Raw genomic sequence first — 26,433 nt, 5'->3', positions numbered from 1 at the left:
TCAGAAAATCGAACCTAAACCCTCGGAAAGAATCTGATGAGATGTTTCTGATAACCACAGCTGCCGTAGCGAGAATCGCTGCGGCACTGGCCCTGGCACCCTCGCCATCGACCTTCAGCCTCGCCAGCGCAACCGAGACACAGCGATGACGACATGTGAGAACGCAGCGCAGCAGCAGTACCGTCGCGCGCCCCTCAACGGCCTCATCATCGGCATCATCGTCGGAGCCGTCTGGGCAGTTGAGTTTTTATTACCTTTCTTATTTCCGATGGGCGGGTATTCACGGAACATCAAAATGGCTTTTATTGCCTTGGCCTTACCTGTGCTTGGATGGATAACTGGTTTGTGGGGCAGAACAGCCTACGGTTGCGCAACCCCGGCGAAAAAGAAACGTAGAGTCAAGATGGTTGGCATCGTCATGACAACCACCACTGGGATACTTGTGTCCATCACTTTTTACAGTCTTGTTGCGGGTATGGAAACTTTTGAGGTACCAGATGATTCCACTTTCAGTTGCAAAGCTTTTGTTATGTTCCTGGCTCCCTTGCTCGTGTTTCCCATTACCGGGTGGGGGCTCAGTATTGCTAAAGTTAATACTCCGAGTGATCGCCACTCGGTAATCTCAAAGATGAGCGCCTGGGTTGCTCTTGGTCTATATCTGTCTACAGCGGCTTGGTTCGCAATTAGCTTATTTTTAAATACATTATTCTTTTTTGAGTTCTAAATACATTCCCACGACGCGCTACTCGTCTGACGTTAAGGCACCACGATGACCATCCACAACAACACACCCAAGGATCAGTACCGTCGCGAACCCCTCAACGGCCTCATCATCGGAGTCATCGCTGGAGTCTGCTGGGTTGTCGTGCTGCGGATTCCCGATGTTCTTCCGGTGAGTGATGGTTCGGGGAACGTGAGGTTGGATCTTGTCGCAATTGCGTTTCCCGTACTGGGATGGGTTTCTGGTTTGTGGGGGAGGAAGGTTCGTCCCTGTGGGAACCCGGCTGACAGGGGGCGCAGGGCTCTGATGATCGGTGTTGTCATGTCCACCCTCCTCGGGATTCTGCTGACGATCGTCTACCACGGTTTCGTACCGAAGCCGAAATACATGGAGATGCCAGCTGGCACCGCCCTCAGCGGCAGGGCCTTCGTCGTCTATTTGATTCCCTTGGCGGTATTCATCCTTGCAGGATGGGTTCTGGGGAAAACGCGAGAACATATTTACACGAATGGTGGATCAGTAATCCTGCGAATGGGTTTCATGGCTGTTCTTGTTCTGACGTGCTCCGTGATTCTCTGGAGCCAACTTGTCTGGTTGCTGATACTCCTCATCTTCCCTTGGACCCTGTGAGCTGTCTCAGTCCGTGGATCCGTTGTGCCTCGTCACCTCAGAACATCGGGATGTACGCCACCGATCCGCCCAGTGCCATGAGGGTGAAAATCGTCGTCGTGACGATCGGGCCCAGCCAGGCCCGTCCGGTGGCGTGGTAGAACGCGCGGTTGAACAACGGCAGCACGATCATCATGGGCAGCAGCGACTGCAGCATGTTGACGTAGAGCCAGTTCGTCGTCCAGTACACGGTTCCGGTGCTGAAGAAGGTGACGTACTGGATGACGAAGATCGCAGCCAGACCGATGGAGTTGGCCAAGGCGATGATGAGCCAGTTGACCCAGCGACGTTGGTTGCCGAACCGCATCGAGGCGTTGACGCGCAACGAGTTCGAGAAGAAGAACAGGAACAGTGCGGGCACATATGTCAGGCCGATGAGTAACCAGCGTTTCGTCAGTGGACGAGCAGCCACGACGAACAGACGGTAGTCGACGTGGAAGAACCCGTACACGATGGCCAGGATCGTGTAGAAGATGGTGATGACGAGCAGTGCCAGGGCCAGGGTGCGTCCGGTCTGGGCCCAAGTCATCCGAACCCCCCAGCTCCGGGGCTCGTCCGCACCACGATGTTTCGACATGCTGTGGCCGATCCACAGCAGGATCAGGCCGAACAGACCATTGACCAGTGACCACAGCACGACGGCGTTGACCATACGGCCGGGGAAGAACCAGCCGTTCTGCTTGTTCGCCGCGGCCGAGAAGACCTGCTGGCTGGCCGCTGACAACGGTATGAAGGTCACGCATGCCACAGCGGCCGAGATGACGAAGATCGTCCAGAAAATCACCGCGCCTCGGCCTCGCGGCTTCGCCGGTGCCGGGCAGACTTCGGTGCGCGCCGGGGAGAACCACGGGATGGTCAGCAGGAGCTTCGTAAGGGGTACCAGCATCACCAGGGCTGCGACGAGGGAAAGACCGTTGCACAGCTCCTTGAGCCACCATGTCTGATTGGTGGTGCTCATGGCGTGTGGTGCGCCCAGGGTGTCGTCGAAGAACTGGATCATCGATCCGATGGCGCTGGGTGTCAGAGGTTGGAAGGGGTGAATGGTGCGGTCATTGTAGGCGACGCGATAGGTACGGTCGCTGGTCGATCCGTACCCCTTGCCGATGACGACATGGTCGACGTGCTGGGATTCCGGCAGTCCGGAGTTGATGACGGCCAACGCCTCTGGTGCGGTGCGCAGATCTCCATTGCCGTTCTTGTTGCGGTAGCCGCCCTCGTCGTAGAACGCGTAGCCGATGCCGACATTGGAGTGGACCTTCTTGAACTTCTTCGCGTCGAGTTTCTGCAGCCATCCGGAGATGAACACTGATCGGATGGGGTTGAGGGCCTCGGCCTTCTCTCGTTCCTCCTTGGTGATCGTGGTGCCGCCGGGGGAGTTGGGGCTCTTGGCCTTCTTGAGGGCCTTGGATTCCTTGGCGCCATACTCTGCTGCCATGCGGCGTACCTGTGATCCGCCGGCGGAATGGCCGGTGATGCCGATCCGGGACTTGTCCACGTAGTTCAACGTGGTGGTGCGTGAGACGTAGTCGATGGCTGGCTTGATGCTCGGATCGTCATTGGTCGGTGGTTGGGAGGTCGACTCGCCCTGGTTGTACGGGTCGACGACCAGGGTGACGTATCCCCGGCGAGCAAGCTCCATGGAGTACGAGATCTGGGTCTCCTTGGTGCGTTGGAAACCGGGGCTCACGATGACCATCGGAGCCTTGTTCTTCTCGGTGGCCGTGTCGGGGCGGAACAGATCAGCACTGACAAGGGCGCCGTCCTTGCCCGGAATCACCAGTCCTTGGACGTTGACCTTTCCACCGTCACGCTGTGCGAGGCTCGAACCCACTGCACCAATGATGATGAGCAGTAGACAGATCAACACGTGCAGTGATGATCGTGCTCGGTGATTCAGTGACGTTGGACGCATCGGTGCTCCTTGGACAGTGGCCTTCAGGGCGCAGAAAATCTTCCCGACAAGAATATGTCAGTTATTCATCGCGCAGATGCAAAGATGTATATTTACTTTCATCGTGATGGGTCACATGACGAGGAGGTCATCATGACGACGGTGCTGGCGCTGTGCGCGCTTGTCGTGACCGTTCTGGCCGGCTGGTTGCTGGTCAAGAGGTACAAGCCTGTGCTGGTGCTGTTGGGGGCCGGTCTGTTGCTGGTCCTCATCCGCGTCATTCTCAGACCGTCGGTCCCGTTGTTGGAAGGCGATGAGAGCTCCGGGAGCGTCTGGTTCGACATCATCGGGCTCATCGAGTCGATTGCGAAGAGCCAGCTCACCGGGGTTGGCCTCATCATCATGGCCGCTGGTGGATTCTCGGCCTACATGAACCGTATTGGGGCCACCGAGGCGCTGGTACGTATCGTCATTGGGCCTGTCACCAGGCTCAAGCAGCCCTATCTCATCCTGGTGTTCACCTACGTCCTGGGGCAGCTGCTCTTCATGGTCATCCCGAGCGCCGCGGGCCTGGCCATGCTGCTCGTCGTCATCATGATGCCGATCATCACCGCTTCGGGGGCCAGCGCCGCAGCTGGTGCCGCAGTCATCGCCACGACGAGTGCCCTGCCCATCGGGCCTGCCACTGGCACGGAGATCCTGGCCGCCCACACTGTGGGACTCTCCCCGGCGGTGTACTTCGTCCGCGATCAGCTTCCGGTTGCGATCCCCACGGTTGTTGCAGTGGCCATCACTCATTTCTTCGTCCAGCGTCGCCTGGATCGCAGGGGTGGCGACGACAGTGCCGAGCATCGCGACGAGGATCCTGCGGCAGCTCGCCAGGCTCCCACGTGGTATGCCATCTTCTTGTTGCTGCCGATCATCCTGCTCATCGTCTTCAGCCCGTTGGCTGTGAAATCCGTGCAGCTGTCGACCGTGTCGGCATTCCTGCTGGTGTGGCTGGTGACCATCCTCGTCGAGCTGATACGCAACCACGATCGCTCGGAGGTTCTGGGTGACGCCAACGCCATGTTCGTCGGAATGGGCAATATGTTCGCCAAGGTCGTCCCCCTCATCATCGGTGCCCAGCTGTTCGCCGAAGGTCTCAAGCAGGCTGGAGTCATCAAACTCCTGGTGAATGGTGCCGAGGGCGTTGGTCTCCCACTGTGGGGCATGGCAGTCCTGTTCAGTGTGGTCGTCGGTGTGGTGACCTTCCTCACCGGATCCGGGGTGGGGTCCTTCACGGCATTCGCCTCCCTGGCCCCAGGCATTGCCAAGGGGCTCGGTGGTAGCGCGGCAAGTATCGTCAACCCGATGCAGTTCTGTGGTGGGCTGTTTCGCTCGGTCTCACCAATCTCCGGGGTGGTCATCACGGTGGCTGGTGCCGCGGGCATCTCGCCGATGGCGGTGGTGCGTCGCACGGCACTTCCGATGCTGGTGGGTTTCATCGTCATGATGATCTCGAGTCTGGTGCTCATCTGAGCACCGGTAGGGTGAAGCCCGCCACGAGATTTCGTGGTGACGGACGCGTGTACAGGGGGCGCCACGATGGCGGAGGAATCCGGGGATCTGTATGGACGACTTGCAGCCTTGCAGGAGCTGACTCCGACAGAGAGTGTGATTGCCCAGTACTTCGAGGACGACTTTCCCCATCTGGCTCTGGAGAACCTTGACGAGATCAGTGCGGCCACCGACGTCTCGACGGCATCGGTGACGCGGTTCGTTCGCAAACTGGGATATGCCAGTTTCCGCGATTTCTCACGATGCCTGCGTGAGGAGGTGGCAGCAAACTTTGATCTGCCCAGTGACCGCGCCACCAGGAGTCCTGAATCTGACGCGCCGGGTGCGATGTGGCGCTCGAAGATGGAGGCTGCTCGACGCAGTATCGACGTTGGCCTGGGGGCGTTGGACGGCGAAGCCTTCGATCGTGTCGTTGAGGTGTTGAAGGATGACTCGCGGCCGGTGTACCTCGTGGCAGCCGCCACCGGGCACACGCTGCTGGATTACTTCAGCCTGCTGGTGCGCTACTACCGGCCCCATGTCATTCTGCTGGAATCGACCGACCGCATGGCGCACCAGCTCATTGATCTGCCCAGCAACGCAATCCTGTTGGCGTCCGTCTTCGACCGGCACTCCCGGATGGTCGAATCCGTGCTACGGATGTTCCACGAGCGCGACATGACCACCATCCTGCTCACGAATCGTTCCTCGACCCCGATGCGTCGATACGCCGAGCACGTCCTGCTGGTGGCCTCGGAGTCGTCGACCGCCTTCCGGTCGCGCGTCTGCTGTCTCATCCTGCTGGAATCCCTGGTGGCGGCCCTGGCCCCGACCGATCCAGACGTCGAGCGGGGCAGGGTCAGAGCCATGCAAGGTTTGTTCGACGACCTCGGGGTGTTCATCACCCCATGACGTCGTTGCCGGTGTGGGGCCGGTCCTCGGCAATGAGGTGGGAGAGCTTGGCGGACAGACCGGTGTAGCGAGACGGGTCGGACAGCTCGTCAAGATCGAGACCTGACAGTTTCTCGGCAACGTGCGGATGCGCGTCGATGAAGTCGTGCAGGCTGATTCCATTGGCTCGATGGGCAGCGGAGAATTCCTGCAGCAGGTCGTGAGCCTCCTCGTGGCCGAGGCGTGGGGCAAGCTCCATCATGATGCCTTCGCTGACGAGCAGGATTCCTTCTCGATGAGCGTTGGCGGCAAGCTGGTCGACGTTGAAGTCCAGTGCGTTCAACAGTGTCAACAGCTTCTGTCCGGCCCCGTCGACTGCCGCCAGGATTCGGGGAACTGCGTCGCGCTCGACCTCGAGTTGTCGGTGGTCCCGCTCGAAGTCACCGGGCGGGTTGGTGAGCACGGTGGCTGCCGCACCGGCAGCCATACGAGCTGCGGCAGTGATTTTCATGGTGGAGAACGGATTGCGTTTCTGAGGCATGGTGCTCGATCCGGAGAGATGCGGATCAAGGGCCTCGGCCGCTTCCCGAAGATCGGTGCGCTGCATGTTGTAGAGGTCCTCGGCGATCTTGGCCAGAACCTGTGCATGGATGGCCAGGTTGCAGGAGAGCTCCGTGAGGGCGTCCCGTGAGGCATGCCAGGCGATGAGTTCGCAGGTGAGTCCGAGTTCTCTGGCGATCTCGACGGCAATTGTTGCGCCATGCGATCCCATCGAGGCGTATGTGCCTGCTGCACCGGAGAACTGCACGAGAAGGCAACGGTGCCGGGTCTGCGTCATGCGCTCACGGGATCGCTCGAGATCGGCGGTCCATCTGGCGAATCTCATGCCGAGAGTGGTGGGAACAGCATGTTGACCATTGGTGCGTGCCACCATGATGGTCTCCGCATGCCTGTCGGCCAGCAGTCGCGTGATTTTCAGAAGGTCATTGGTGCAGGAATCGATGAGATCGAGCGAGTCACGGATCTGCAGGTTTCGAGCGGTGTCGAGAATGTCCTGGGTCGTGGCCCCGAAATGGACCCATCGGCGGGTCGTCTCGTCAAGGGTCTGCCGAAGGCAGTCAAGTCCCAGGGCAAAGGGATTTCCTGCCGTCCCAGAAAAAATACGTTCCATGACGGCATCCGTGGCCTTCGCCTGCTGGGTGATTCGGGTTCCGGTGCCCTCGGGGATCATTCCCAGCTTCGTCTGCACGCGAGCCAGTGCTGCCTCGACGTCGTACCAGCTCTGTACCGTTGATCGTTCGGACCAGATGGTGTCCATTGCCTCGGTCACGTAGCCACGGCGGGTGATCTGACTGTCGAAGGCCCCGAACGCCATTGTTTTCAACCTTTCGTTTAAAGCATCTTGTGTAAAGAATCTAACATCTCCTCAGGGACCACGCCATGATGACAGCCGAGGGCAGTGACTCAGCTCAGCTGCTGTGGCAATCCTGGGTTGAACTGGATCCCATACCACGGCACGTGGCACGGGGGAGCGTCTAGCACAGGATGACCACGGATGCCCTGGTGTCGGTAAATGCCTAGGCGTGGTGGGGGATGCCCTGGCGTGACGATCCGGCAAGGGGGTGGGGCACTGCCCTGCTCGTGCCTTTGTGGCAATCGTGTGTGGGAGTGGGGGTTGTGCCACGCCACGTGGCAGGTGAGGTCGTTCGGTGCAGGATTGCCACGGTGGCTCCCCTGTTCCCTGCTCCCGATTCGGTGAGTGTGGGTCCGGTGCGGCGGGTGTGGGGTGCGCGCTCGAGCGCTGGGTCAGTTTTTGACTGTGCGGGGTTCGTGCATGGCACCTCATCGAGTGACGTGTGGCAAGCATGGTGCTGAACGGTGTGGCTGCTACGCCATGTGGCAGGTGGGGTTGTTCGGTGCAGGATCGCCACGGCGAACCGAGGACCAATGATCTGGCAGACGCGCAGGAGACGCGGTTCCGGGAAAACGGCGTGTGGCAATCGTGTTCGGGATCCCGGCGGTTGCCACGTCTCGTGGCAACCGTCACCCGCTCGCGCCGGAAATCCACACGCGGAACGGCCCACTGGCCCGGGGTTGTCGTGCGGCGTCGTGTACAACCGCTCCTGCCGCGGGATCGGTCACACATCCGATCGTGCTTTGCTCTTGGGCGGCGTTCCACTGAGGCGTGGAAAGTATGGTTTGGCAGCCCGGACAGCCTCAGTGCATGTCTGCCACGAGGAAGCTTGTGAAAAATGCTCGGTACAAGATCATGTCGCCGGGCTGATCGTGCTGGTGCCGGAGAAGGGACTTGAACCCTCACGCCTTGCGGCACAGGAACCTAAATCCTGCGTGTCTGCCAATTCCACCACTCCGGCAACGGGACATCGCGGTCCCGGAACCAAGGAACACTCGATCCAACGGTGCGGGTCAGTCGCTGATACCCAGCTCCCGGCGCAGCTTGTCGACGTGACCCTTGGCGCGAACATTGTACTGTGCCTCGGCAATGGTGCAATTGCCGTCCGCATCGACGTCCACGACGAAGGTGGAACGGATGACACCGACGATCTCCTTGCCGTAGACGTTCTTGGGTCCGTAGGAACCGTATGCCTTCATGACCTCCTTGGACTCGTCGGAGAGCAGGGTTAGCGTCAACGATTCCTTGGTGACGAACTCCTGCAGCTTGTCAACGGGATCGGGGGAGATGCCCAGCACGTCGTAGCCTGCGGTGGTGAAGTCGTCCAGGTGGGCGGTGAAGTCAACTGCCTGTGTGGTACACCCGGGCGTCATGGCCGCGGGGTAGAAGTACACGATGACCTGCTTGCCAGCGAAGTCGGAAAGGGTGATCTGATTGCCGTCAGCGGCGGACAAAGTGAAATCAGGGGCCGCATTACCGGGCTGAAGACGGGTGCTCATGACCTCAACGATATAGGCTATTGCCAGACCAGCGCCGCGCCTACGCCGGCGCAAAGCGCAGACACGGCACCAGGAGGGGTCACATGGCTGATAGCAAGTCGAAGGCGAAGGACGAGCGCTCCGCTGATGAGATCAGGCGGGACATTGCAGCGACTCGTGCTCGTCTGGCGGCCGGGGTGGAGAGCCTCGTGGAAGAGGTGCATCCGGCCACACTCAAGCGCGAAGCCACCGATCGCGCCCGTGACTACGTGCAGGGTGAGTTCGATCAGGTCAAGGGCCAGGTCAAGGACGAGCACGGCTGGCGGATGGATCGCATCGGCATCGCCGCAGGTGCGCTCGCTGCCGGCATTGCTGGCATCATCGTGCTGCGTGCGATCGTCGGTCGCGCCACCGGAGCCACTGCTCGCCGTAAGCTCGAGAAGCTGCAGCTCTCCGAGGCCAAGCGGGTTCGCAAGGAGGCCAAACAGCGTCGCAAGGGTGATGCCAAGGCTGCCAAGATGAACGCCAAGCTCGGTAAGAAGAATGCCAAGAAGTACGGCAAGCTCGACACCGATGACTCGTCGGTGAGCAACCTTGCGGAGAAGATGTTGAAGCAGGCCGCCCTGCTGCGTGCACAGGCTGCAGCTGAGCGCGAGGAGGGTGCTGCCTGAGTATCGGCTCGGCATGAGCTGATCGACACGTACAGATCCAGCATCAATTCGGCCCCGGTCCATTGCAGACCGGGGCCGAACTACGTCGTCAGGCGGGTATCACTTGAGACCACCGGCAGCCAGACCAGCGACGATCCGACGCTGGAAGACCAGCACCATGATGACCAGTGGCACCGTCATGACGACGCCGGCAGCCATCTGGGAGCCGAAGGGAGTGTTGAACTGCGAAGCACCGGTGAACTTCGACAGCAGCACCGTGGCAGGCTCCATCTTCGGATCGTTGATCATCGTGACGGCGACGAGGAACTCGTTCCACGCACCGATGAAAACGATGATCGCCGTGGTGAAGATGCCGGGGGCGGCCAGCGGCAGGATGATCTTGCGGAAAGCCTGGGCGGGGGAGCAGCCATCAATCATGGCGGCCTGCTCGAGCTCGTCGGGCATCTGTTTGAAGAAGGTCGTCAGGTTCCACACTGCCAAGGGCAGTGAGAATGACAGGTCTGGGATGATCATGGCCTGGTAAGTGTTGATCCAGTGCCATGCCGAGAAATTCTTCAGCAGTGGGACGATGATGGCCACCAGCGGGAACATCGACGTCGCGATGATGAGGATGAGGAATCCGCTCTTGCCATGGAAGTCCAGACGCGCGAGGGCGTAGGAGGCGAAGGTGGCGATGAGCAGGGCAATGATCGTCACCGAGATCGAGACGACGAGGGAGTTCATCAGGCCGCGCAGGAAATTGTTGTCCGGCTGGAAGACGGCTTGGTAGTTCTCCAACGACGGGTGAGCGGGCCACCACGTGTTGTCGAAGATCTCGTTGTCAGGACGCAGTGAGGACACGACCATCCAGTAGAAGGGTGCCAGGCAGTAGATGACGATGAGGATGATGCCGATGACCGGAAGCACCTTGGCCCAAGCGTTGTTCTTGTGGTGGGTTTCCTGATCGATGGCTCCCGGGGCGGTTACGGTTGCGGCGCTCATGACAACACCTCCTTGCCATTCGTAGCCGCGGCTTGTGCGGCGTTGGCCTTCTCCCGAGCCCGACGTCCGCCCGGACGTCCGCCGTTGACGAAGGTGCTGGCCTTCATCGGCTTGCGCTTGTGCCCGTCACCGATGAGATCGGCGCCGAGGATCTTGATGAAGGCGAAGGCAATGATGAACACGTAGAGGAACAGGATGATTGCGTACGCGGCAGCCGCGCCGTACCTCAGGTTCGAGGCCTCGTCCTGGACCAGCATCGACAGCGTCTCGACCGAGTTCCTGCGCGGGCCGACGAGGATGAACGGCAGGTCGAACATGCGCAGGGCGTCAAGGGTCCTGAACAGTACGGCGACGACCAGAGCTGGTTTGACCAGTGGCAAGGTGATCGAGACGAATCTCCTCCACGCATTGGCCCCATCCACCTTGGCTGCCTCGTAGACCTCGGTGGGAATCACCTGCAGACCTGCCAGTGTCAGCAGACCGATGTACGGGGCGGTCTTCCAGACGTCGGCGATGATGATTGACCACTTGGCCGTCCAGTTGCCCGAGGCCCACATGATGTGCTGGCCGAGGATGGCGTTGGCGACGCCGTTCTGGTTGAAGATCCAGCCCCACAAGATGGCGGAGACGGCAGTCGGGATCGCCCAGGGGACGAGGATGGCGGCTCGGACGACGCCGCGTCCAGCCATCGCCCGATGCATGATCAGCGCCATGATGACGCCCAGGATGGTCTCGAGGACGACCGTGACGACACCGAAGAGGGTGGTGTTCCAGAACGCGTTCCAGAATCGATCCCCGGAGCCGGTGAAGATGTCGGCGAAGTTCTTCATCCCGACGAACGGCTCGTTGTCGTTGACGAATCCGGTTTCGGGATCCAATCCCGGTTGTCCGTACAGGGCTTGTCTCACCGACTGGATGACTGGGATGACGATGACGATCGTCAGGACGATGAGGGTGGGCGTGATGAGCGCCAGGGCGAGGCGTTCCTGAGCTCTTGCCCGTGAAGACCGCTTGTGGGTCTTCTCCACTGTTGCAGTGGTCATGATGAGGCTCCTTGTTCCCGGTGCTGTCTGCCGGTTAGTGCGAGCGGTGTCATGGATACGGCGGGGTGGGTGACCCGTCCCCGCCGTATCCATGCGGTCTGCGTGACGATCAGGCCTTGATGATCGTCTTCAGCTTGTCGGCCAGCTGCTTTGCGGCGCTCTCGGCGTCCGTCTTGCCCTGAAGGGCCGGGTAGATGGCGTCCTGGATGGCTGCGGTGACGTCACCGTAGGCGACGGCATGTGGACGGCCCTTGGCGCTGTCCAAGGAGGCCTTCAGGGGCGGCAGGTACGGGATCTTCTTGACGTTCTCGTCCTTGGTGTACAACTCGCCGTAGATCGGTGCGTTGGACTGCTTCTCGAGGTTGTACTGCTGGGACTCCTTGTTGGTCCACCACTTGATGAACTTGAGGGCCGTGGCCTTGTTCTTGCAGTTGGAGGTGATGGCGCAGTTGTGGCCGCCCAGGGTCGGCATGTAGTCCTTGCCGTCGATGGAGGGCAGCGGGGCGACGCCGAACTTGTCGGGTCCGAGTTCCTTCATGTCGTTGCCGTACTGGTAAGGCCAGTTGCGCAGGAAGAGGACCTTGCCGGACTCGAAGCCGTTACGGCTGTCCTCTTCCTTCCACTCCAGGGCTGCGGTCGGGATGAGCTTGGACTTGAAAGCGTCGATAGCGGTCTGGATGCCCTTGATGGACTCGGGGGAGTCGACGGTCACCTTTCCGGAGTCGTCGACGATCGCACCACCACAGGTGTTGATGAACTCGGCGATGTTGCAGGTGAGGCCCTCGTACTTGGCCCACTGGCCACCGAACCCACCGATGTCCTGCATGCCTGGTAACTTGCGGACGGCCTCGGTGGCCTTCTTGACGTCTTCCCAGGTCTTGGGAACCTCGACCTTGGCCTTGTCGAGGAAGTCCTTGCGGTAGTACATAATCGGGGCGTCAGTGACGTACGGAGCGGCGTACTGCCTGCCGCGGTATGAACCGGCCTCCCACACCGAGTCAATGACGTCAGCGGGCTTCATGTCCTGCGGGAGCTCCATGATCCAGCGGTTGGCCGCGAACTCGGCAACCCACACCAGGTCAAGGCTGACGACGTCGTATGCGGCAGAGTTCGTCTGAGCGGCGTTGATGAGTGACTGGCGCTGCTGGTCGGCCTCCGAGGACAATTCGATGAGAGTGACCTTCTCCTTGGGGTACTTCTTGTTCCACTCATCAACGTGTTTTTGGACCATTCCACCGGAGAAGTCCTTGCCCTGCACCCAGCTGATGGGGCCTTCGCCAGTGAAGTCTGCGCCCTTGGCTGCGGGCTTGTTGGAATCGGAGCCCTTCGAATCTCCGTTGGAACAAGCTGCCAAGGCACCGAGCGCCAGGGCTCCGACGGAGCCCTGGATGAAGGCGCGGCGAGAGTGTGTGTAGTGCGTCATGCGACTTCTTCCTCCTTGAACTGAGCGATGTCGACAGCGACATCACGTACGCATCAGCGATTTCTTGCAGGTGCGACAGGTCACAACCTCAGGCAGGATAGTACACCGACTCCCTGGCATGTGTGCACATAGGTTCGCGATGAACCTGAATAATTGTGCACGACAAGTGGGATTGGGGGGCTTTCCCCCACATGAATGGTCAGAACGGTGTTGGTATCTGGCTGGATCAGTCTGATTCATTGTGGAAAGTGGGTACCGCTCCGAGCGTCGTCGCTGGGATTGCCGTCTTGGCGACTGGACAACCTCTGACATCGGGGGAGGAGGCAGACTGGGGCGTTTTGTGTCCGAACAGGAGGCGAACATTGAACAAGCCGTTCCATCCTGCTGCCAGGATGGAACGGCTTCTGCTCCGGTGCGCCGCCAGGGACTCGAACCCTGAACCCGCTGATTAAGAGTCAGCTGCTCTGCCAATTGAGCTAGCAGCGCCGGCGAGAAAAAACAGTAGCGGACTTCGGCCAGGATGCAAAATCGAGGTGGCAAGGTCATGGTCGACCGGTGCGTGCGGCATCGATTCGACGCTGCCGCAACGCTGTGATCTCGTGCAGGTCGAGGGGCTCCAAATGGCTTCCTAGAGCCATTTCAAGCACATGGTCGGCGAGTTGGGGGTTGCGTGCGAGAACCGGTCCGTGCGGATAGGTGCCGACGACATGCCCCTGCACGGCTCCTTCGTCGCGACGGTTGCCGTTGCCCCAGCCAACCTCGACAGCGGCCAGCGGTTTGGCATCAGAACCAAGTTCTGTCCAGCCGCCGTGATTCTCGAAACCGGTGATCGGGCAGGTGCTCCCGTCTGGCTGGGTCCAGATGTGCAGAACCTCCCCGACAGCACGCTCCAGACCGCGTCGGGTCTCGATGTCGAGAAGCCCGAGTCCTTCAATGACCTCGTCACGGTCTCCGATGGTGAAGGATTTGCCGCAGATCTGGTAGCCGGCGCACACGGCGAAGAGCATGGCACCCTTGTCAAGGGCGGTGAACAGTCCGCCATCGGCCTTGAGCTCCCGGGCAGCGGTGATCTGGGCGGTGTCCTCGCCGCCTCCCAACAGATAGACGGCCCCGTCCGTGGGCACCTTCTGACCGGGCTCGACGGTGACGAGCTCGGCGCCAATGCCGCGCCATTGCAGCCTCTTGGTGAGGACGACAGCATTGCCGTGGTCGCCGTAGATGCCCAACAGGGACTGGTACAGCAGAACGATCTTGGGACGGTCGGTGTTCATGCCAGTCCTCCGAGTCGGCGCAGTTTCTGGAAGGGGGTGTAGGTCGACAGCACGTCAATGGGATGGTCAGGGTCCCATTTGCCGGCCAGTAACGGGGAGCTGAGGGCCTGGGAGAGGTCCTCGATGACGACGTGCTCCACGCCGGCATAGTGCAGCCTCACGGCCAGGTCAAGGGCACGCGGGCCGGTGCAGATGACGGTCCGTCCGACCAGCTGCTCGTAATTGACGTCCCACAGCCAGGAGACGTCCTTGCCGTCCGCAGCCACCGCATCGATGGCGAGTACCAGCGGATCGGAGGTCGTCAGCGGCAGGGACTCGGTCCAGCCAGCAGGATTCTTCGACAGCAGAAGACGGCAATGGGTGCCGCTGATGGTGCAGGTGGCATAGCGACCAGCAGGGGACTCCACCGTGGCGATCCCGCGCAGCGCGTCTTCGGGCTGGATGCCCATGTGGACGGCTGCGGCAAGGGCGCAGGTGGCGTTGGTGAGGTTGAAGGAACCGGGCACCTGGACGTTGAGGTGGAATCGTTTCCCGGAAGCCTCGACAGCGTCGTGACCCTCCACCCACCAGTCGGCAACAGGCTGACGCAGTTCACATCCGGGGCAATCCCAACCGTCCTCGCCATGGGTGAGGACGGCGCCGCAGTTGGGGCACAGCGTCGAGTCAGCGGTCCAACGGGGTTTAGTGTCCACCCAGATGACGTGACGAGCCTTCTGACACACCCACACGATGAGCGGATCGCAGGCATTGGCGACCACCGTCGGGCCATGTTCGGCGGCCATCTCCAGGGCGGTGCGCCAGTCGCGTCCCAGGAAGGTCAGTTCGTGGTTGCGGTCCAGCTGGTCACGGCTGAAGTTGAGCAGGACCAGTATTTCCGGGCTGCCCATCGCGACGAGGTCGGCGACGACTCTCTCGTCGGTCTCCAACACGGCGATGGTGGCGTTAGGGGCCTCTCCCAGGGCCGAGACGATGCCATGATGCAGGTTGGCCCCATCGGCGTTGGTGACGACGTCTCGGTGGCCCTCAGGAGTCCCAGCCTTCACCGCGGCGGTGAGGAAATGGGTTGTTGTGGTCTTGCCGTTGGTGCCGGTGACGCTGGCGATGCGACGGTCTGCCAGCAGCTCGGGCAAGGCGTTGGGGGCCAACTTCATCGTCACCCGGCCACGGATTGATGCTCCCGAGCCCTTACCCGCCAGGCGGGAGGCTGTTGCAGCTGTCCGCCCGGCCAGCAGGGCCAGTTGCAGCCGCGGGGAGGTGCGGTGTCTTCCAGGTGACGAGGTCATGGCCCCAATCATGACAGGAAGGGATGACGGCCCTGGTGCGCCCCGCCGATGACGAGGAGGCCTCTGTGGTCTCCAAATGTTTGTTGACAAGGTTGTTCGCTGGTGTTTTGGCTGGGTGTCGGAAAACCTGTCGGGCACGCGTGTCACGGTAATTCCCGTCAGCTGCGAGGGGCTGACGAGTGCCGGACAAGGGGGTGCGTGATGATCAACGTCGAAGAGTTGGTGAGCCGTGGTGTCGACGGATTGGAGGCTCCCAGTGGGCATGCCATTCACCCGTTGCTCCAACCCCTTTTCCCCGGTGGACTCATGCCCGCGGTGTACCGGCTGGATGGTGCGTCCTCAGTCGGGCTGGGACTTCTGACCCATGGCTGGTGTGGGGCGGTCGGACTCCCTGAGCTCAGTGTCGAGGCGGCTCGGCAGTGAGGAGTGGAATTGTCGCGGTTGGTGCTCGTGCCCCATCCAGGGAACTGGCTTGAGACGGTTGCCACTCTCATCGAGGGCCTAGACGTCGTTATCGCCGCAGCTCCACCACCGCTGCCGATGACGGCCAGCAGACGATTGATGGCCAGGCTGCGTTCTCGCGGCTCGGTCTTGGTGGTACTGGGGCCGTGGCCCAACCCTGCCGCCCGAATCGACGTCCGCACCATGAGGTGGCGAGGGCTCGGCCAGGGGTACGGCTGTTTGTCTGCTCAGGAGCTTGAGGTGACGGTGGTGAGACATCACCACAACCGTTCCGTGCGGCTCGTTCGTACCGGTACCGGGGTACATCCTGCCGAGGAGGGGACTGATGCCTGCTGAACGGCTCAGTGCAACCCCGATTCGTGCCCTCATGGCAGTGATTCCCGGGTGGCGAATCGTGGCGGCTTCTCGCCGTCAGCGTGGGAATGACCCTCTTCTGGTCGTTGATCGCGGGATCGTCGTCGACTGCTGTTCCCGGGCGGTCGAGGAAGGGGTGGTCCCTGGGCTGCGAGTGAGAGCTGCCCAGCTGCGTTGCCCCGACGCCGTTGTCGTGCCTCACGATCCTGACTCTGAGGGGATTCTCTTCGACGAGGTGGTTCGTGAGATCGAGAAGTCAGTGGCACCTTCGGCCCACGTGGTGCGACCAGGGGTTGCCGCGGTAGCTGCTCGCGGAGTTGCGCGTTTCCATGGTGGCGAACGCGCCGCTGCGCAGCACATGTCCGAGGTGCTGGCTCGGATCGGGTACCCGGATGCAGGGATTTCGGTGGCGGACGGACTGTTCGCAGCAGAGGTGGCTGCCACCGAGGTGGCCGGTCCCGAGAATCATGACCCGAGGATCCTCAATCCCGGGATGTCCACGGCCTTTCTGGCTCCCCACGACGTCTCGGTTCTGGCACGTACCGGACGAGCCGATGAAGCATTGGTCCGAACCTTGCGCCACCTCGGTCTGACGACTGTTGGCTCCTTCGCCGGTCTGGATCGTCAGCATGTCGTCCAGCGGTTCGCGGAGGTCGGTCAGCGCGCCCACGACTGGGCACGTGGCATGGACGTCACGGTGCTGTCATCCCACCGGCCCGAGGACGACGACGCCCTGGAAGTCGTCCTTGACGATCCGGAACCTTCCGGTGCCCAGGTGGTGGCCGTGGTGCGTCCTGTGGTGGAGGAGTTCATGGCAGGTCTGGCAGCCAACGGTCGGGTGTGTTCTCACGCTCGCATTCTCATCCGGGCCACCACGGGGTTGTCTGAGCGCACCTGGCGTCAACCCTGGCAATTCAGCAGTGACGATCTGTTGGCTCGGCTGTCCCGCCAGTCTCGACGACCTTCCGCGTGGCATCGACGAGTTTGGCGCTGATGAGTTCTGCCAGTCCGGTGTCGAGGCGGTGCGGATCGTCCCCACCGTTCATCGTGCGGGTGAGACAGCTGAGGGGCTGTTCGGAGCCAGACCCACCGAGCATCTCGTCCACGTCATCTCCCAGTTGCAGGAGAGGCTGGGGCCCGAAGGAATCCTGGTGGGGGAGGTCGCCGGTGGCCGGATGCTCAAGGACCGACGCCGACTGATTCCCTTCGGGACGGTTGCCGAGGATGCGCGTCCAGTGGATCGTCCCTGGCCGGGCCATGGCCGGTGTACCAGAGGTGGTGGAGTATCCCGGCTGTCTCCGTGAAGCGAGTGCAGTTGGTCACCGAGGACCAACAGGCGTGGGTGTTGGCGGGTCAGCTGACCGGTGGTGGGTCGAGGCTCGTTACGACGAGGCGTGATCAGGGTGAGCTATCACGATCCTCCGATTCCGTGGCGGGAGCTGGAGAGACGTATCTCGGGGTGGTGTCTCCCCAATGACCATCAGGACAGTTACGTCGACCAGGCTGGATATCGCCGCGTCCGCAAGCCCCTTGACAGCCGTCCTGCCCGCCCCAAGGGGCCGGCGGTGCCCTATGCCGAGCTGCACTGTCACTCGTCCTACAGTTTTCTTGACGGTGTCTCCAGCCCGGAGGACCTCGTCGCCCGGGTGGTGGAGTTGGGGTTGTCGGGGGCTTGCCCTGACCGATCATGACGGCCTCTACGGAGTCGTCAGGATGGCTGAAGCGGCTGAAGCCTGTGGTCTTCCCACCATCATCGGGTCGGAGTTGTCCATCGGGGTGCCGGAGCCTCAGAACGGGGTTGCCGATCCGGTGGGCAGCCATCTGCTCGTGGTGGCCAATGGCCCGGAAGGGTATCGCCGCTTGGCAGGAGCCCTCACCGACGCTTATCTGGCCGAGGTGGCCGATGGGCACTGGACCGTCCTCACCGGGTGTCGCAAAGGAGCGGTGAGACAGAGGCTGGCCAAGGGAGTGCCGCAGGCCGAGGTCGAGCTTCGCCACCTGGTTGACCTCTTCGGTGTTGACAACGTCCTGGTCGAGCTGACCGATCATCGTGCTCCTACCGATTCCCGTGACAACGACATCCTCGCTGAGTTGGCGGGTCGTCATGGTCTGACAACAGTGGCGACGACAGCCGCCCACTACGCTGGTGTTGAGCAGCTCGAGCTGGCTTGTGCTTTGCCAGCGGTGCGAGCCCGACGCAGTCTTGACGAGATGGACGGCTGGCTTCCTCCCGGCCCGGTGGCGAGGTTGCGTAGCGGGGTGGAGATGGCAGACCTGTTCAGCCGTCATCGAGACGCGGTGGACAACACCGTGGCTGTGGCTGAGAGAACGGCTTTCCAGTTGAGGTCGGTGCGTCCGCGTCTGCCCGACCAGAAGGCGCCTGAAGGTCACACTCCCATCAGTTGGCTGCGACATCTGGTGGAGGAAGGTCGTCAGGGATGTTACGGGGACGATCCGGTGGCCAAGGACCGACTGGCCACGGAACTTGACCTCATCGAAGCCCGAGATTTTGCCGGCTACTTCCTCATCGTTTCCGACATCGTGGAGTTCGCCCGGTCCCAGGGGATCTTGTGTCAAGGACGTGGATCAGCGGCGGCCTCGGCGGTGTGTTACGTGTTGGGCATCACCGTCGTCGACCCAGTGTTCTACGGACTGTCTTTCGAGCGGTTCCTGTCGGTGCTGCGCGAGGAGGAGCCGGACATCGACGTCGACTTCGTGAGGAGGTGATCCAGTACGTCTACGCCAAGTACCGACGGCGCAATGCTGCCCAGGTGGCTGACGTCATCACCTATTGGCCGCGCAGCGCCATCCGTGACATGGCCAAAGTCCTCGGCTATTCCCAAGGGCAGCAGGACGCGTGGTCCCGTCAGGTGGAGAGACGATCGGTACCGCTGAACTCCCAGAACTCCGATGTCTCCGAGATCCCAGACGACGTCATCGCCCTGGCCCAGCAGGTGGTAGGTCTGCCACGTCACCTGGGCATTCACTCAGCCGGGATGGTGATGACCCGAGAACCAGTGGGACGCATCTGTCCGATCGAGCCGGCCCGGATGCCTGGTCGCACGGTGGTGCAGTGGGGCAAGGAGGACTGTGCCTCGATGGGGTTGGTGAAATTCGACCTGCTGGGGCTGGGAATGCTCTCGGCGCTGAGCATTTCATTTGATCTCATCTCCCGGCACTGCGGACGCTCCCGGACCCTGGCTTCGATCCCGCGCAACGAGCCGGGGGTCTACGACATGTTGTGTCGTGGTGACAGCATCGGTGTCTTCCAGGTCGGGAGTCGAGCCCAGATCGGCACCTTGCCCCGACTCAAACCACGGTGTTTCTATGACCTGGCCGTGGAGACTGGGCTCATTCGTCCAGGTCCGGTGCAGGGAGGCGCGGTGCATCCCTACATCAGACGACGCATGGGTGCTGAACCGATCACTTATCCTCATCCTCTGCTCGAACCAGTGCTCGAGCGCACCCTGGGGATCCCGCTCTTCCAGGAGCAGCTCATGCAGATGGCCACGATGGTCGGCAATTGTACGGCTGCCGACGCTGACCTGTTGCGCCGAGCGATGGGGTCCAAACGCGGGGGTGGAGCGCATTGGCTCCCTGCGCGCCAGGCTCTTCGAGGGGATGGCAGCCAATGGGATCGACGACGACACCGCCCAGGACATCTATTCCCGCATCGAGTCCTTCGCGAATTTTGGATTTGCCGAGTCCCATGCCTTGAGTTTCGCCGGACTGGTGTACACCTCAGCCTGGGTCAAGCTGCACTACCCGGCGGCTTTTCTTGCTGCCCTGCTGCGAAGTCAACCGGTGGGGTTCTGCTCCCCGGCGATCCTGGTGGCTGATGCCCGACGGCATGGTGTGGTGACGCGACGTCCAGATCTGAGGAAGTCGTCGGTGGGGGCTGACCTGGAACCACTGGATCTTGAGGATGGTAATCTCGAGACCGGGAAGGGCGACTGTCTCCATGATCACGACGAGTCCGAGATCGGCTCCTTCGATCCCAGTTGTGATGACGGTGGTCATCGTCGGGATACCCACCTCGCGGTCAGACTGGGGCTCTCTGACGTCTCGGGTATCAGTACCGAGACGGCCACCCGGATCGTTGAGGAGCGGGACCGTGAACCGTTCACCAATCTTGACGATCTCGCTCGGCGGGTTGAACTGAGCAAGGAAGAGGTGGAGGCCCTTGCCCTGGCAGGTGCCTTCGACGACCTTGTGGGTTCCAGACGCGGTGCTCTGTGGCAGATCGGCCAGATTGACGGTGTGGCCGGGCCAGCTGGATGTTCAAAGGTTACCCAACCGCTTTTGCTCGCCGAACCCAGTCAACTGGAGCTACTGGATGACGACCTCCGTGCCACCGGAATCAGCACGGCAGACCATCCTGTTCGCCACGTCCGGAGCGTCCTCGATCGGCGAGGTGTGGTCCGCATTGATCGGTTGGGTGCCGTCGAGGCTGGACGGCGTACAGAAGTTGCTGGAATCGTCACCCACAGGCAGAGACCCGAGACAGCTGGGGGAGTGACCTTCCTCAACGTGGAGGACGAAACCGGCCTGCTCAACGTCATCGTCACTCCGGGTGCATGGAAGCATCACCGACGTGTGGCCCGGACGTCGCGAGCTTTGGTGGTGCGGGGGATTTTGGAAAGAAGCGACGAGGGAGTGACGAGTTTGCAAGCAGATCGGTTGGAAGCCCTCGATTTATCAGTACCCACGAGATCCCGTGACTTCCGCTGAACAGCCTTTGACAAGGGGATATGGTGACAGCGGCACCCTAATTTGCATCATCGTTCATTCATGTGTAATGTCTTCCGAGCTGTCAGGGACTGCTTGAAGCGGCTCCCAGATAGCAGCCGAACTGGATCTCAGCCCGATGGCTTTGATGAGTCGGGGTTGATCTGGTAAGGTTGATTGGGTTGCTGCCTTTAGGGGTGGTGAGCTGATTGTGGCTGGTTCTGCTGGTTGGTCTCGGTTTTGTGTGTCGGGGCTTGGTGTGGTAGGGTTGGTCGGGTCGCCTTGGGGTGGTCCTGCTTGTTGGTGGGGTTGTTCTGTGGGTGTGATGTTTGAGAACTCAACAGTGTGTCTTTGATAGTCAATGATTTTTTGATGCATCTTTTTGGTGTGTCGGATTTGTTTATGGATTCCTTTGTGATTCTGGACATGGACTGGATTTTTTGGTCAGTGTTTGGGGTTAGTGTTTTGGATTCTTCATGTTGACACCGTTGCCCTGTGCCTGTGTGGTGTGGGGTGGGTGATATTTTTTCATTGGAGAGTTTGATCCTGGCTCAGGACGAACGCTGGCGGCGTGCTTAACACATGCAAGTCGTACGGAAAGGCCTCTTTTTGGGGTACTCGAGTGGCGAACGGGTGAGTAACACGTGAGTAACCTGCCCACAACTTTGGGATAACGCTGGGAAACTGGTGCTAATACTGGATATGTGCTCCTGCTGCATGGTGGGGGTTGGAAAGCTTCGGTGGTTGTGGATGGGCTCGCGGCCTATCAGTTTGTTGGTGGGGTAGTGGCCTACCAAGGCGGTGACGGGTAGCCGGCCTGAGAGGGTGACCGGCCACATTGGGACTGAGATACGGCCCAGACTCCTACGGGAGGCAGCAGTGGGGAATATTGCACAATGGGCGCAAGCCTGATGCAGCAACGCCGCGTGCGGGATGACGGCCTTCGGGTTGTAAACCGCTTTCAGCAGGGACGAAGCTTGTGTGACGGTACCTGTAGAAGAAGCACCGGCTAACTACGTGCCAGCAGCCGCGGTGATACGTAGGGTGCGAGCGTTGTCCGGATTTATTGGGCGTAAAGGGCTCGTAGGTGGTTGATCGCGTCGGAAGTGGAAACTTGGGGCTTAACCCTGAGCGTGCTTTCGATACGGGTTGACTTGAGGAAGGTAGGGGAGAATGGAATTCCTGGTGGAGCGGTGGAATGCGCAGATATCAGGAGGAACACCAGTGGCGAAGGCGGTTCTCTGGACCTTTCCTGACGCTGAGGAGCGAAAGCGTGGGGAGCGAACAGGCTTAGATACCCTGGTAGTCCACGCTGTAAACGGTGGGTACTAGGTGTGGGGTCCATTCCACGGATTCCGTGCCGTAGCTAACGCATTAAGTACCCCGCCTGGGGAGTACGGCCGCAAGGCTAAAACTCAAAGGAATTGACGGGGCCCCGCACAAGCGGCGGAGCATGCGGATTAATTCGATGCAACGCGAAGAACCTTACCTGGGTTTGACATGGACTGGGAGTGCTCAGAGATGGGTGCGCCTCCTTGTGGGGCTGGTTCACAGGTGGTGCATGGCTGTCGTCAGCTCGTGTCGTGAGATGTTGGGTTAAGTCCCGCAACGAGCGCAACCCTCGTTCACTGTTGCCAGCACGTTATGGTGGGGACTCAGTGGAGACCGCCGGGGTCAACTCGGAGGAAGGTGGGGATGACGTCAAGTCATCATGCCCCTTATGTCCAGGGCTTCACGCATGCTACAATGGCCGGTACAAAGAGTTGCGAGCCTGTGAGGGTGAGCGGATCTCGGAAAGCCGGTCTCAGTTCGGATTGGGGTCTGCAACTCGACCTCATGAAGTCGGAGTCGCTAGTAATCGCAGATCAGCAACGCTGCGGTGAATACGTTCCCGGGGCTTGTACACACCGCCCGTCAAGTCATGAAAGTCGGTAACACCCGAAGCCGGTGGCCTAACACGTTGTGTGGGGGAGTCGTCGAAGGTGGGACTGGTGATTAGGACTAAGTCGTAACAAGGTAGCCGTACCGGAAGGTGCGGCTGGATCACCTCCTTTCTAAGGAGCGTTTTGTAAGGGCTCATTCAGTGCGTCTCGTGTGGGGCGTTGGTGGATGGGTTGGCTTCTTGTGGAGTATTGGCGTCCTGTGTGTTGTGGCAGGGTCTTAGGCATGCTGTTGGGGTTCTGGGGTATCACACTGTGTGTGGTGGCCTGGTGCGGTGATGCTGCGTCTGCTGTGTGGTGGGTGTGGTGTTGATTCGTGTGGTGGTTGAGAACTGTATAGTGGATGCGAGCATCTTATTATTTTTGTGTTTTGTGTTGTGTAAGTTGTGTAGTGCGATCGGTGGATGCCTTGGCACCAAGAGCCGATGAAGGACGTTGTAACCTGCGATAAGCCCTGGGGAGTTGGTAAACGAGCTGTGATCCGGGGGTGTCCGAATGGGGAAACCTGGAATGTCCGGAGTAGTGTCCGGTGGCCCTGCCCTGAATGTATAGGGGTGTGGGAGGTAACGCGGGGAAGTGAAACATCTTAGTACCCGTAGGAAGAGAAAACAATTGTGATTCCGTGAGTAGTGGCGAGCGAAAGCGGAGGAGGCCAAACCGTGTGTGTGTTCAAGCCGGCAGGTGTTGCATGTGCGGGGTTGTGGGGGCCTTTGGGTTCTGCTGCCGCAGGATCGGCCAGTGATAAATGTTGCGTGAAGGTGAAGCGTCTGGGAAGGCGTACCGGAGTGGGTGAGAGTCCCGTAACTGTAAGCGTGGCACTGGTGAGGGTTGCCCCAAGTAGCGTGGAACTCGTGGAATTTTGCGTGAATCTGGCGGGACCACTCGTCAAGCCTAAATACTCCTTGGTGACCGATAGTGGATGAGTACCGTGAGGGAATGGTGAAAAGTACCCCGGGAGGGGAGTGAAATAGTACCTGAAACCGGTCGCATACAAGCCGTCAGAGCCTTGTGGGGTGATGGCGTGCCTTTTGAAGAATGAGCCTGCGAGTTAGTGATGCGTGGCGAGGTTAACCTGTGTGGGGGAGTCGTAGCGAAAGCGAGTCCGATAAGGGCGCTAGTCGCGTGTTCTAGACCCGAAGCGGTGTGATCTATCCATGGCCAGGATGAAGCGTCGGTAAGACGTCGTGGAGGTCCGAACCCACTTCAGTTGAAAATGGAGGGGATGAGTTGTGGATAGGGGTGAAAGGCCAATCAAACACCGTGATAGCTGGTTCTCCCCGAAATGCATTTAGGTGCAGCGTTGCGTGGTTCTTGTCGGAGGTAGAGCACTGGATGGTCTAGGGGGCCTATCAGCTTACCGAAATCAGCCAAACTCCGAATGCCGGCAAGTGTGAGCGTGGCAGTGAGACGGCGGGGGATAAGCTTCGTCGTCGAGAGGGAAACAGCCCAGATCATCAGCTAAGGCCCCTAAGTGGTGACTCAGTGGAAAAGGATGTGGAGTTGCGTAGACAGCCAGGAGGTTGGCTTGGAAGCAGCCATCCTTGAAAGAGTGCGTAATAGCTCACTGGTCAAGTGATTCCGCGCCGACAATGTAGCGGGGCTTAAGTTATCCGCCGAAGCTGTGGCAGACCCTGTGTGGGTTTGGGTAGGGGAGCGTCCTGTGTGAGGTGAAGCTGCCGGGTGACCGTGTGGTGGATTGTGCGGGAGTGAGAATGCAGGCATGAGTAGCGAATGACGGGTGGGAAACCCGTCCGCCGATTATCCAAGGGTTCCAGGGTCAAGTTAATCTGCCCTGGGTGAGTCGGGACCTAAGGCGAGGCCGACAGGCGTAGTCGATGGATAACCAGTTGATATTCTGGTACCGGCTTGTCACCGTTCGTGTCGAGGTGTGTGATGCTAAGCGTGCGAGCCTGCCATTGTGGCATCGTTGATGTTGTGGTGGTGTGGTGAGTGTGTGAACCGATCATGTAGTAGGCAAGCTGCGGAGGGACGCAGGGAGGTAGCTCATCCCCGGCGATGGTTGTCCGGGGCTAAATGTGTGGACCGTCTGGTAGGTAAATCCGCCGGGTGTGTGGTTGAGGCATGATGGCGAGCCCATGTGTGTGGGTGAGTGAGTGATCCTGTACTGTCGAGAAAAGCTTCGTGAGCGAGGTGGCTGGTCCGCCCGTACCCTAAACCGACACTGGTGGATAGGTAGAGTATACCGAGGCGATCGAGATCATCATGGTGAAGGAACTCGGCAAAATGCCCTCGTAACTTCGGGATAAGGGGGACCTGAGCTGTTGCTGCCACGTGCTGGTGGTTGCGGTGAGGGGCGCAGAGACCAGGGGGAAACGACTGTTTACCAAAAACACAGGTCCGTGCGAAGTCGTAAGACGATGTATACGGACTGACTCCTGCCCGGTGCTGGAAGGTTAAGGGGAACTGTTAGCGTGTGCGAAGCGGTGAACTTAAGCCCCAGTAAACGGCGGTGGTAACTATAACCATCCTAAGGTAGCGAAATTCCTTGTCGGGTAAGTTCCGACCTGCACGAATGGAGTAACGATTTCCCTACTGTCTCCACCATGAACTCGGTGAAATTGCATTACGAGTAAAGATGCTCGTTACGCGCAGCAGGACGGAAAGACCCCGGGACCTTTACTATAGTTTGGTATTGGTGATTGGGACGACTTGTGTAGGATAGGTGGGAGACTGTGAAGTGGCCACGCCAGTGGTTGTGGAGTCATTGTTGAAATACCACTCTGGTCGTTCTGGTTATCTCACTTTGGGCCGTGATCCGGTTCAGGGACAGTGCCTGATGGGTAGTTTGACTGGGGCGGTCGCCTCCTAAAAGGTAACGGAGGCGCCCAAAGGTTCCCTCATCCTGGTTGGTAATCAGGTGGTGAGTGTAAGTGCACAAGGGGGCTTGACTGTGAGACTGACAGGTCGAGCAGGGACGAAAGTCGGGACTAGTGATCTGACGGTGGCTTGTGGACGCGCCGTCACTCAACGGATAAAAGGTACCCCGGGGATAACAGGCTGATCTTGCCCGAGCGCTCATAGCGACGGCATGGTTTGGCACCTCGATGTCGGCTCGTCGCATCCTGGGGCTGGAGTCGGTCCCAAGGGTTGGGCTGTTCGCCCATTAAAGCGGCACGCGAGCTGGGTTCAGAACGTCGTGAGACAGTTCGGTCCCTATCCGCTGCGCGCGGAGGAATCTTGAGAAGGGCTGTCCTTAGTACGAGAGGACCGGGACGGACTGACCTCTGGTGTGCCAGTTGTTCTGCCAAGAGCATGGCTGGTTGGCTACGTCGGGTCGTGATAACCGCTGAAAGCATCTAAGCGGGAAGCATGCTTCAAGATGAGGGTTCCTACAGGTTTCTGGTAAGGTCTCCGGTAGACGACCGGGTTGATAGGCCAGGCGTGGACGCATCGTAAGGTGTGGAGCTGACTGGTACTAATAGACCGAGGACTTACACATTCTGTTTTGAGACGTCAAGAATGGTGTTGTGTCGCATCCACTGTACGGCTCCCAGCCCCCACGCGGGGTTGCGCCAAGCCTGACTGGCCCCATAGTTTTCCGGTGGTCATGGCGGAAGGGAAACACCCGGTCCCATACCGAACCCGGTAGTTAAGCCTTCCAGCGCTGATGGTACTGCATGAGGGATCATGTGGGAGAGTAAGACACTGCCGGA

General features: G+C 60.2%; 13 protein-coding genes, 2 tRNA genes, 3 rRNA genes and 4 pseudogenes. 11 read left to right on the top strand and 11 right to left on the bottom strand.

Features of this window, described 5'->3' with window-relative positions; translation table 11 throughout:
* Positions 1–145 precede the first annotated feature (145 nt).
* Positions 146–724, top strand: a complete 579-nt coding sequence (locus tag ACSJJT_RS07540) for a hypothetical protein (protein ID WP_435917725.1) — start codon at positions 146–148, stop codon at positions 722–724.
* A 45-nt stretch (positions 725–769) separates the two neighbouring features.
* Positions 770–1,351: a hypothetical protein gene (locus tag ACSJJT_RS07535; protein WP_435917724.1), complete on the top strand. Its 582-nt coding sequence runs from the start codon at positions 770–772 to the stop codon at positions 1,349–1,351.
* 37 nt (positions 1,352–1,388) lie between these two features.
* On the opposite strand, the gene ACSJJT_RS07530 is transcribed toward ACSJJT_RS07535, so the two are convergent.
* The gene (locus ACSJJT_RS07530; RefSeq protein ID WP_435917723.1) at positions 1,389–3,302 is read right to left on the bottom strand and encodes an alpha/beta hydrolase; all 1,914 of its coding nucleotides are present in this window, start codon (positions 3,300–3,302) and stop codon (positions 1,389–1,391) included.
* Between the two features lie 54 nt (positions 3,303–3,356).
* Here ACSJJT_RS07530 and dcuC point away from each other — a divergent pair, with 54 nt between their 5' ends.
* Together dcuC and ACSJJT_RS07520 are read left to right on the top strand one after the other, a co-directional pair.
* Positions 3,357–4,802: a C4-dicarboxylate transporter DcuC gene (gene dcuC / locus ACSJJT_RS07525; protein WP_435917722.1), complete on the top strand. Its 1,446-nt coding sequence runs from the start codon at positions 3,357–3,359 to the stop codon at positions 4,800–4,802.
* Positions 4,803–4,868: 66 nt separating this feature from the next.
* Complete coding sequence (locus ACSJJT_RS07520) at positions 4,869–5,732, top strand: MurR/RpiR family transcriptional regulator (RefSeq protein ID WP_435917721.1); 864 nt, start codon at positions 4,869–4,871, stop codon at positions 5,730–5,732.
* Here the strand turns inward: ACSJJT_RS07520 and ACSJJT_RS07515 are convergent.
* The 4 genes and pseudogenes from ACSJJT_RS07515 to bcp all read right to left on the bottom strand — a co-directional run bounded on the left by ACSJJT_RS07515 (position 5,722) and on the right by bcp (position 8,624).
* A complete protein-coding gene (locus tag ACSJJT_RS07515; RefSeq protein ID WP_435917964.1) occupies positions 5,722–6,882 on the bottom strand; it encodes a lyase family protein in 1,161 nt (386 codons plus the stop codon). The genes ACSJJT_RS07520 and ACSJJT_RS07515 overlap by 11 nt on opposite strands.
* Positions 6,883–7,086: pseudogene (locus ACSJJT_RS07510) on the bottom strand (lyase family protein); the annotation flags it as partial. It lies immediately after the preceding gene.
* Positions 7,087–8,001: 915 nt separating this feature from the next.
* Positions 8,002–8,086 (bottom strand) — tRNA-Leu (locus tag ACSJJT_RS07505).
* A 52-nt stretch (positions 8,087–8,138) separates the two neighbouring features.
* Positions 8,139–8,624 (bottom strand): thioredoxin-dependent thiol peroxidase, encoded by a 486-nt coding sequence (gene bcp / locus ACSJJT_RS07500; protein ID WP_435917720.1) that lies wholly within the window; start codon positions 8,622–8,624, stop codon positions 8,139–8,141.
* An 83-nt stretch (positions 8,625–8,707) separates the two neighbouring features.
* On the opposite strand from bcp, the gene ACSJJT_RS07495 reads away from it, so the two are divergent.
* Entirely contained in the window at positions 8,708–9,274 is a 567-nt protein-coding gene (locus ACSJJT_RS07495; RefSeq protein WP_435917719.1) for a DUF3618 domain-containing protein, read from the top strand.
* Positions 9,275–9,373: 99 nt separating this feature from the next.
* Here the strand turns inward: ACSJJT_RS07495 and ACSJJT_RS07490 are convergent, their stop codons facing one another.
* The 6 genes from ACSJJT_RS07490 to ACSJJT_RS07465 all read right to left on the bottom strand — a co-directional run bounded on the left by ACSJJT_RS07490 (position 9,374) and on the right by ACSJJT_RS07465 (position 15,143).
* Positions 9,374–10,255 carry a carbohydrate ABC transporter permease gene (locus ACSJJT_RS07490; RefSeq protein ID WP_435917718.1) on the bottom strand — a complete coding sequence of 294 codons (882 nt, stop codon included), beginning with the start codon at positions 10,253–10,255 and terminating at the stop codon, positions 9,374–9,376.
* Positions 10,252–11,298 carry a carbohydrate ABC transporter permease gene (locus ACSJJT_RS07485; RefSeq protein ID WP_435917717.1) on the bottom strand — a complete coding sequence of 349 codons (1,047 nt, stop codon included), beginning with the start codon at positions 11,296–11,298 and terminating at the stop codon, positions 10,252–10,254. Before ACSJJT_RS07485 ends, ACSJJT_RS07490 begins: the two co-directional genes overlap by 4 nt.
* A gap of 109 nt (positions 11,299–11,407) precedes the next feature.
* Positions 11,408–12,721, bottom strand: a complete 1,314-nt coding sequence (locus ACSJJT_RS07480) for an ABC transporter substrate-binding protein (protein WP_435917716.1) — start codon at positions 12,719–12,721, stop codon at positions 11,408–11,410.
* 413 nt (positions 12,722–13,134) lie between these two features.
* Positions 13,135–13,207: transfer RNA gene (locus ACSJJT_RS07475), tRNA-Lys, on the bottom strand.
* A gap of 56 nt (positions 13,208–13,263) precedes the next feature.
* Positions 13,264–13,992, bottom strand: a complete 729-nt coding sequence (locus ACSJJT_RS07470; protein ID WP_435917715.1) for a type 1 glutamine amidotransferase — start codon at positions 13,990–13,992, stop codon at positions 13,264–13,266.
* On the bottom strand, positions 13,989–15,143 hold the full coding sequence (locus tag ACSJJT_RS07465) for a DUF1727 domain-containing protein (RefSeq protein ID WP_435917963.1): 1,155 nt from the start codon (positions 15,141–15,143) through the stop codon (positions 13,989–13,991). Before ACSJJT_RS07465 ends, ACSJJT_RS07470 begins: the two co-directional genes overlap by 4 nt.
* A gap of 333 nt (positions 15,144–15,476) precedes the next feature.
* On the opposite strand from ACSJJT_RS07465, the pseudogene imuA' reads away from it, so the two are divergent.
* The 6 genes and pseudogenes from imuA' to rrf form a co-directional block, all read left to right on the top strand.
* Positions 15,477–16,073, top strand: a pseudogene (gene imuA', locus ACSJJT_RS07460) (DnaE2-dependent mutagenesis accessory factor ImuA').
* Positions 16,063–17,489, top strand: a pseudogene (locus tag ACSJJT_RS07455) (Y-family DNA polymerase). The pseudogenes imuA' and ACSJJT_RS07455 overlap by 11 nt, the downstream one beginning before the upstream one ends.
* Positions 17,490–17,656: 167 nt before the next feature.
* Positions 17,657–20,822 (top strand): annotated as a pseudogene (locus ACSJJT_RS07450) (error-prone DNA polymerase).
* 525 nt (positions 20,823–21,347) lie between these two features.
* A 16S ribosomal RNA gene (locus ACSJJT_RS07445) occupies positions 21,348–22,873 on the top strand.
* Positions 22,874–23,136: 263 nt separating this feature from the next.
* Positions 23,137–26,219: ribosomal RNA gene (locus ACSJJT_RS07440) — 23S ribosomal RNA — on the top strand.
* Positions 26,220–26,317: 98 nt separating this feature from the next.
* Positions 26,318–26,433, top strand: a 5S ribosomal RNA gene (gene rrf / locus ACSJJT_RS07435); the annotation flags it as partial.

The sequence above is a fragment of the Cutibacterium nasicola genome (genome assembly GCF_051303185.1).
GTDB lineage: Bacteria > Actinomycetota > Actinomycetes > Propionibacteriales > Propionibacteriaceae > Cutibacterium.
This window is presented reverse-complemented; position numbering and strand designations above follow the sequence as displayed.

Coding starts and splice junctions, on each gene's coding strand:
- ACSJJT_RS07540 (WP_435917725.1), top strand. CDS start 146: ATGACGACATGTGAGAACGCAGCGCAGCAGCAGTACCGTCGCGCGCCC.
- ACSJJT_RS07535 (WP_435917724.1), top strand. CDS start 770: ATGACCATCCACAACAACACACCCAAGGATCAGTACCGTCGCGAACCC.
- ACSJJT_RS07530 (WP_435917723.1), bottom strand. CDS start 3,302: ATGCGTCCAACGTCACTGAATCACCGAGCACGATCATCACTGCACGTG.
- dcuC (WP_435917722.1), top strand. CDS start 3,357: ATGTCAGTTATTCATCGCGCAGATGCAAAGATGTATATTTACTTTCAT.
- ACSJJT_RS07520 (WP_435917721.1), top strand. CDS start 4,869: ATGGCGGAGGAATCCGGGGATCTGTATGGACGACTTGCAGCCTTGCAG.
- ACSJJT_RS07515 (WP_435917964.1), bottom strand. CDS start 6,882: ATGGAACGTATTTTTTCTGGGACGGCAGGAAATCCCTTTGCCCTGGGA.
- bcp (WP_435917720.1), bottom strand. CDS start 8,624: ATGAGCACCCGTCTTCAGCCCGGTAATGCGGCCCCTGATTTCACTTTG.
- ACSJJT_RS07495 (WP_435917719.1), top strand. CDS start 8,708: ATGGCTGATAGCAAGTCGAAGGCGAAGGACGAGCGCTCCGCTGATGAG.
- ACSJJT_RS07490 (WP_435917718.1), bottom strand. CDS start 10,255: ATGAGCGCCGCAACCGTAACCGCCCCGGGAGCCATCGATCAGGAAACC.
- ACSJJT_RS07485 (WP_435917717.1), bottom strand. CDS start 11,298: ATGACCACTGCAACAGTGGAGAAGACCCACAAGCGGTCTTCACGGGCA.
- ACSJJT_RS07480 (WP_435917716.1), bottom strand. CDS start 12,721: ATGACGCACTACACACACTCTCGCCGCGCCTTCATCCAGGGCTCCGTC.
- ACSJJT_RS07470 (WP_435917715.1), bottom strand. CDS start 13,992: ATGAACACCGACCGTCCCAAGATCGTTCTGCTGTACCAGTCCCTGTTG.
- ACSJJT_RS07465 (WP_435917963.1), bottom strand. CDS start 15,143: ATGAAGTTGGCCCCCAACGCCTTGCCCGAGCTGCTGGCAGACCGTCGC.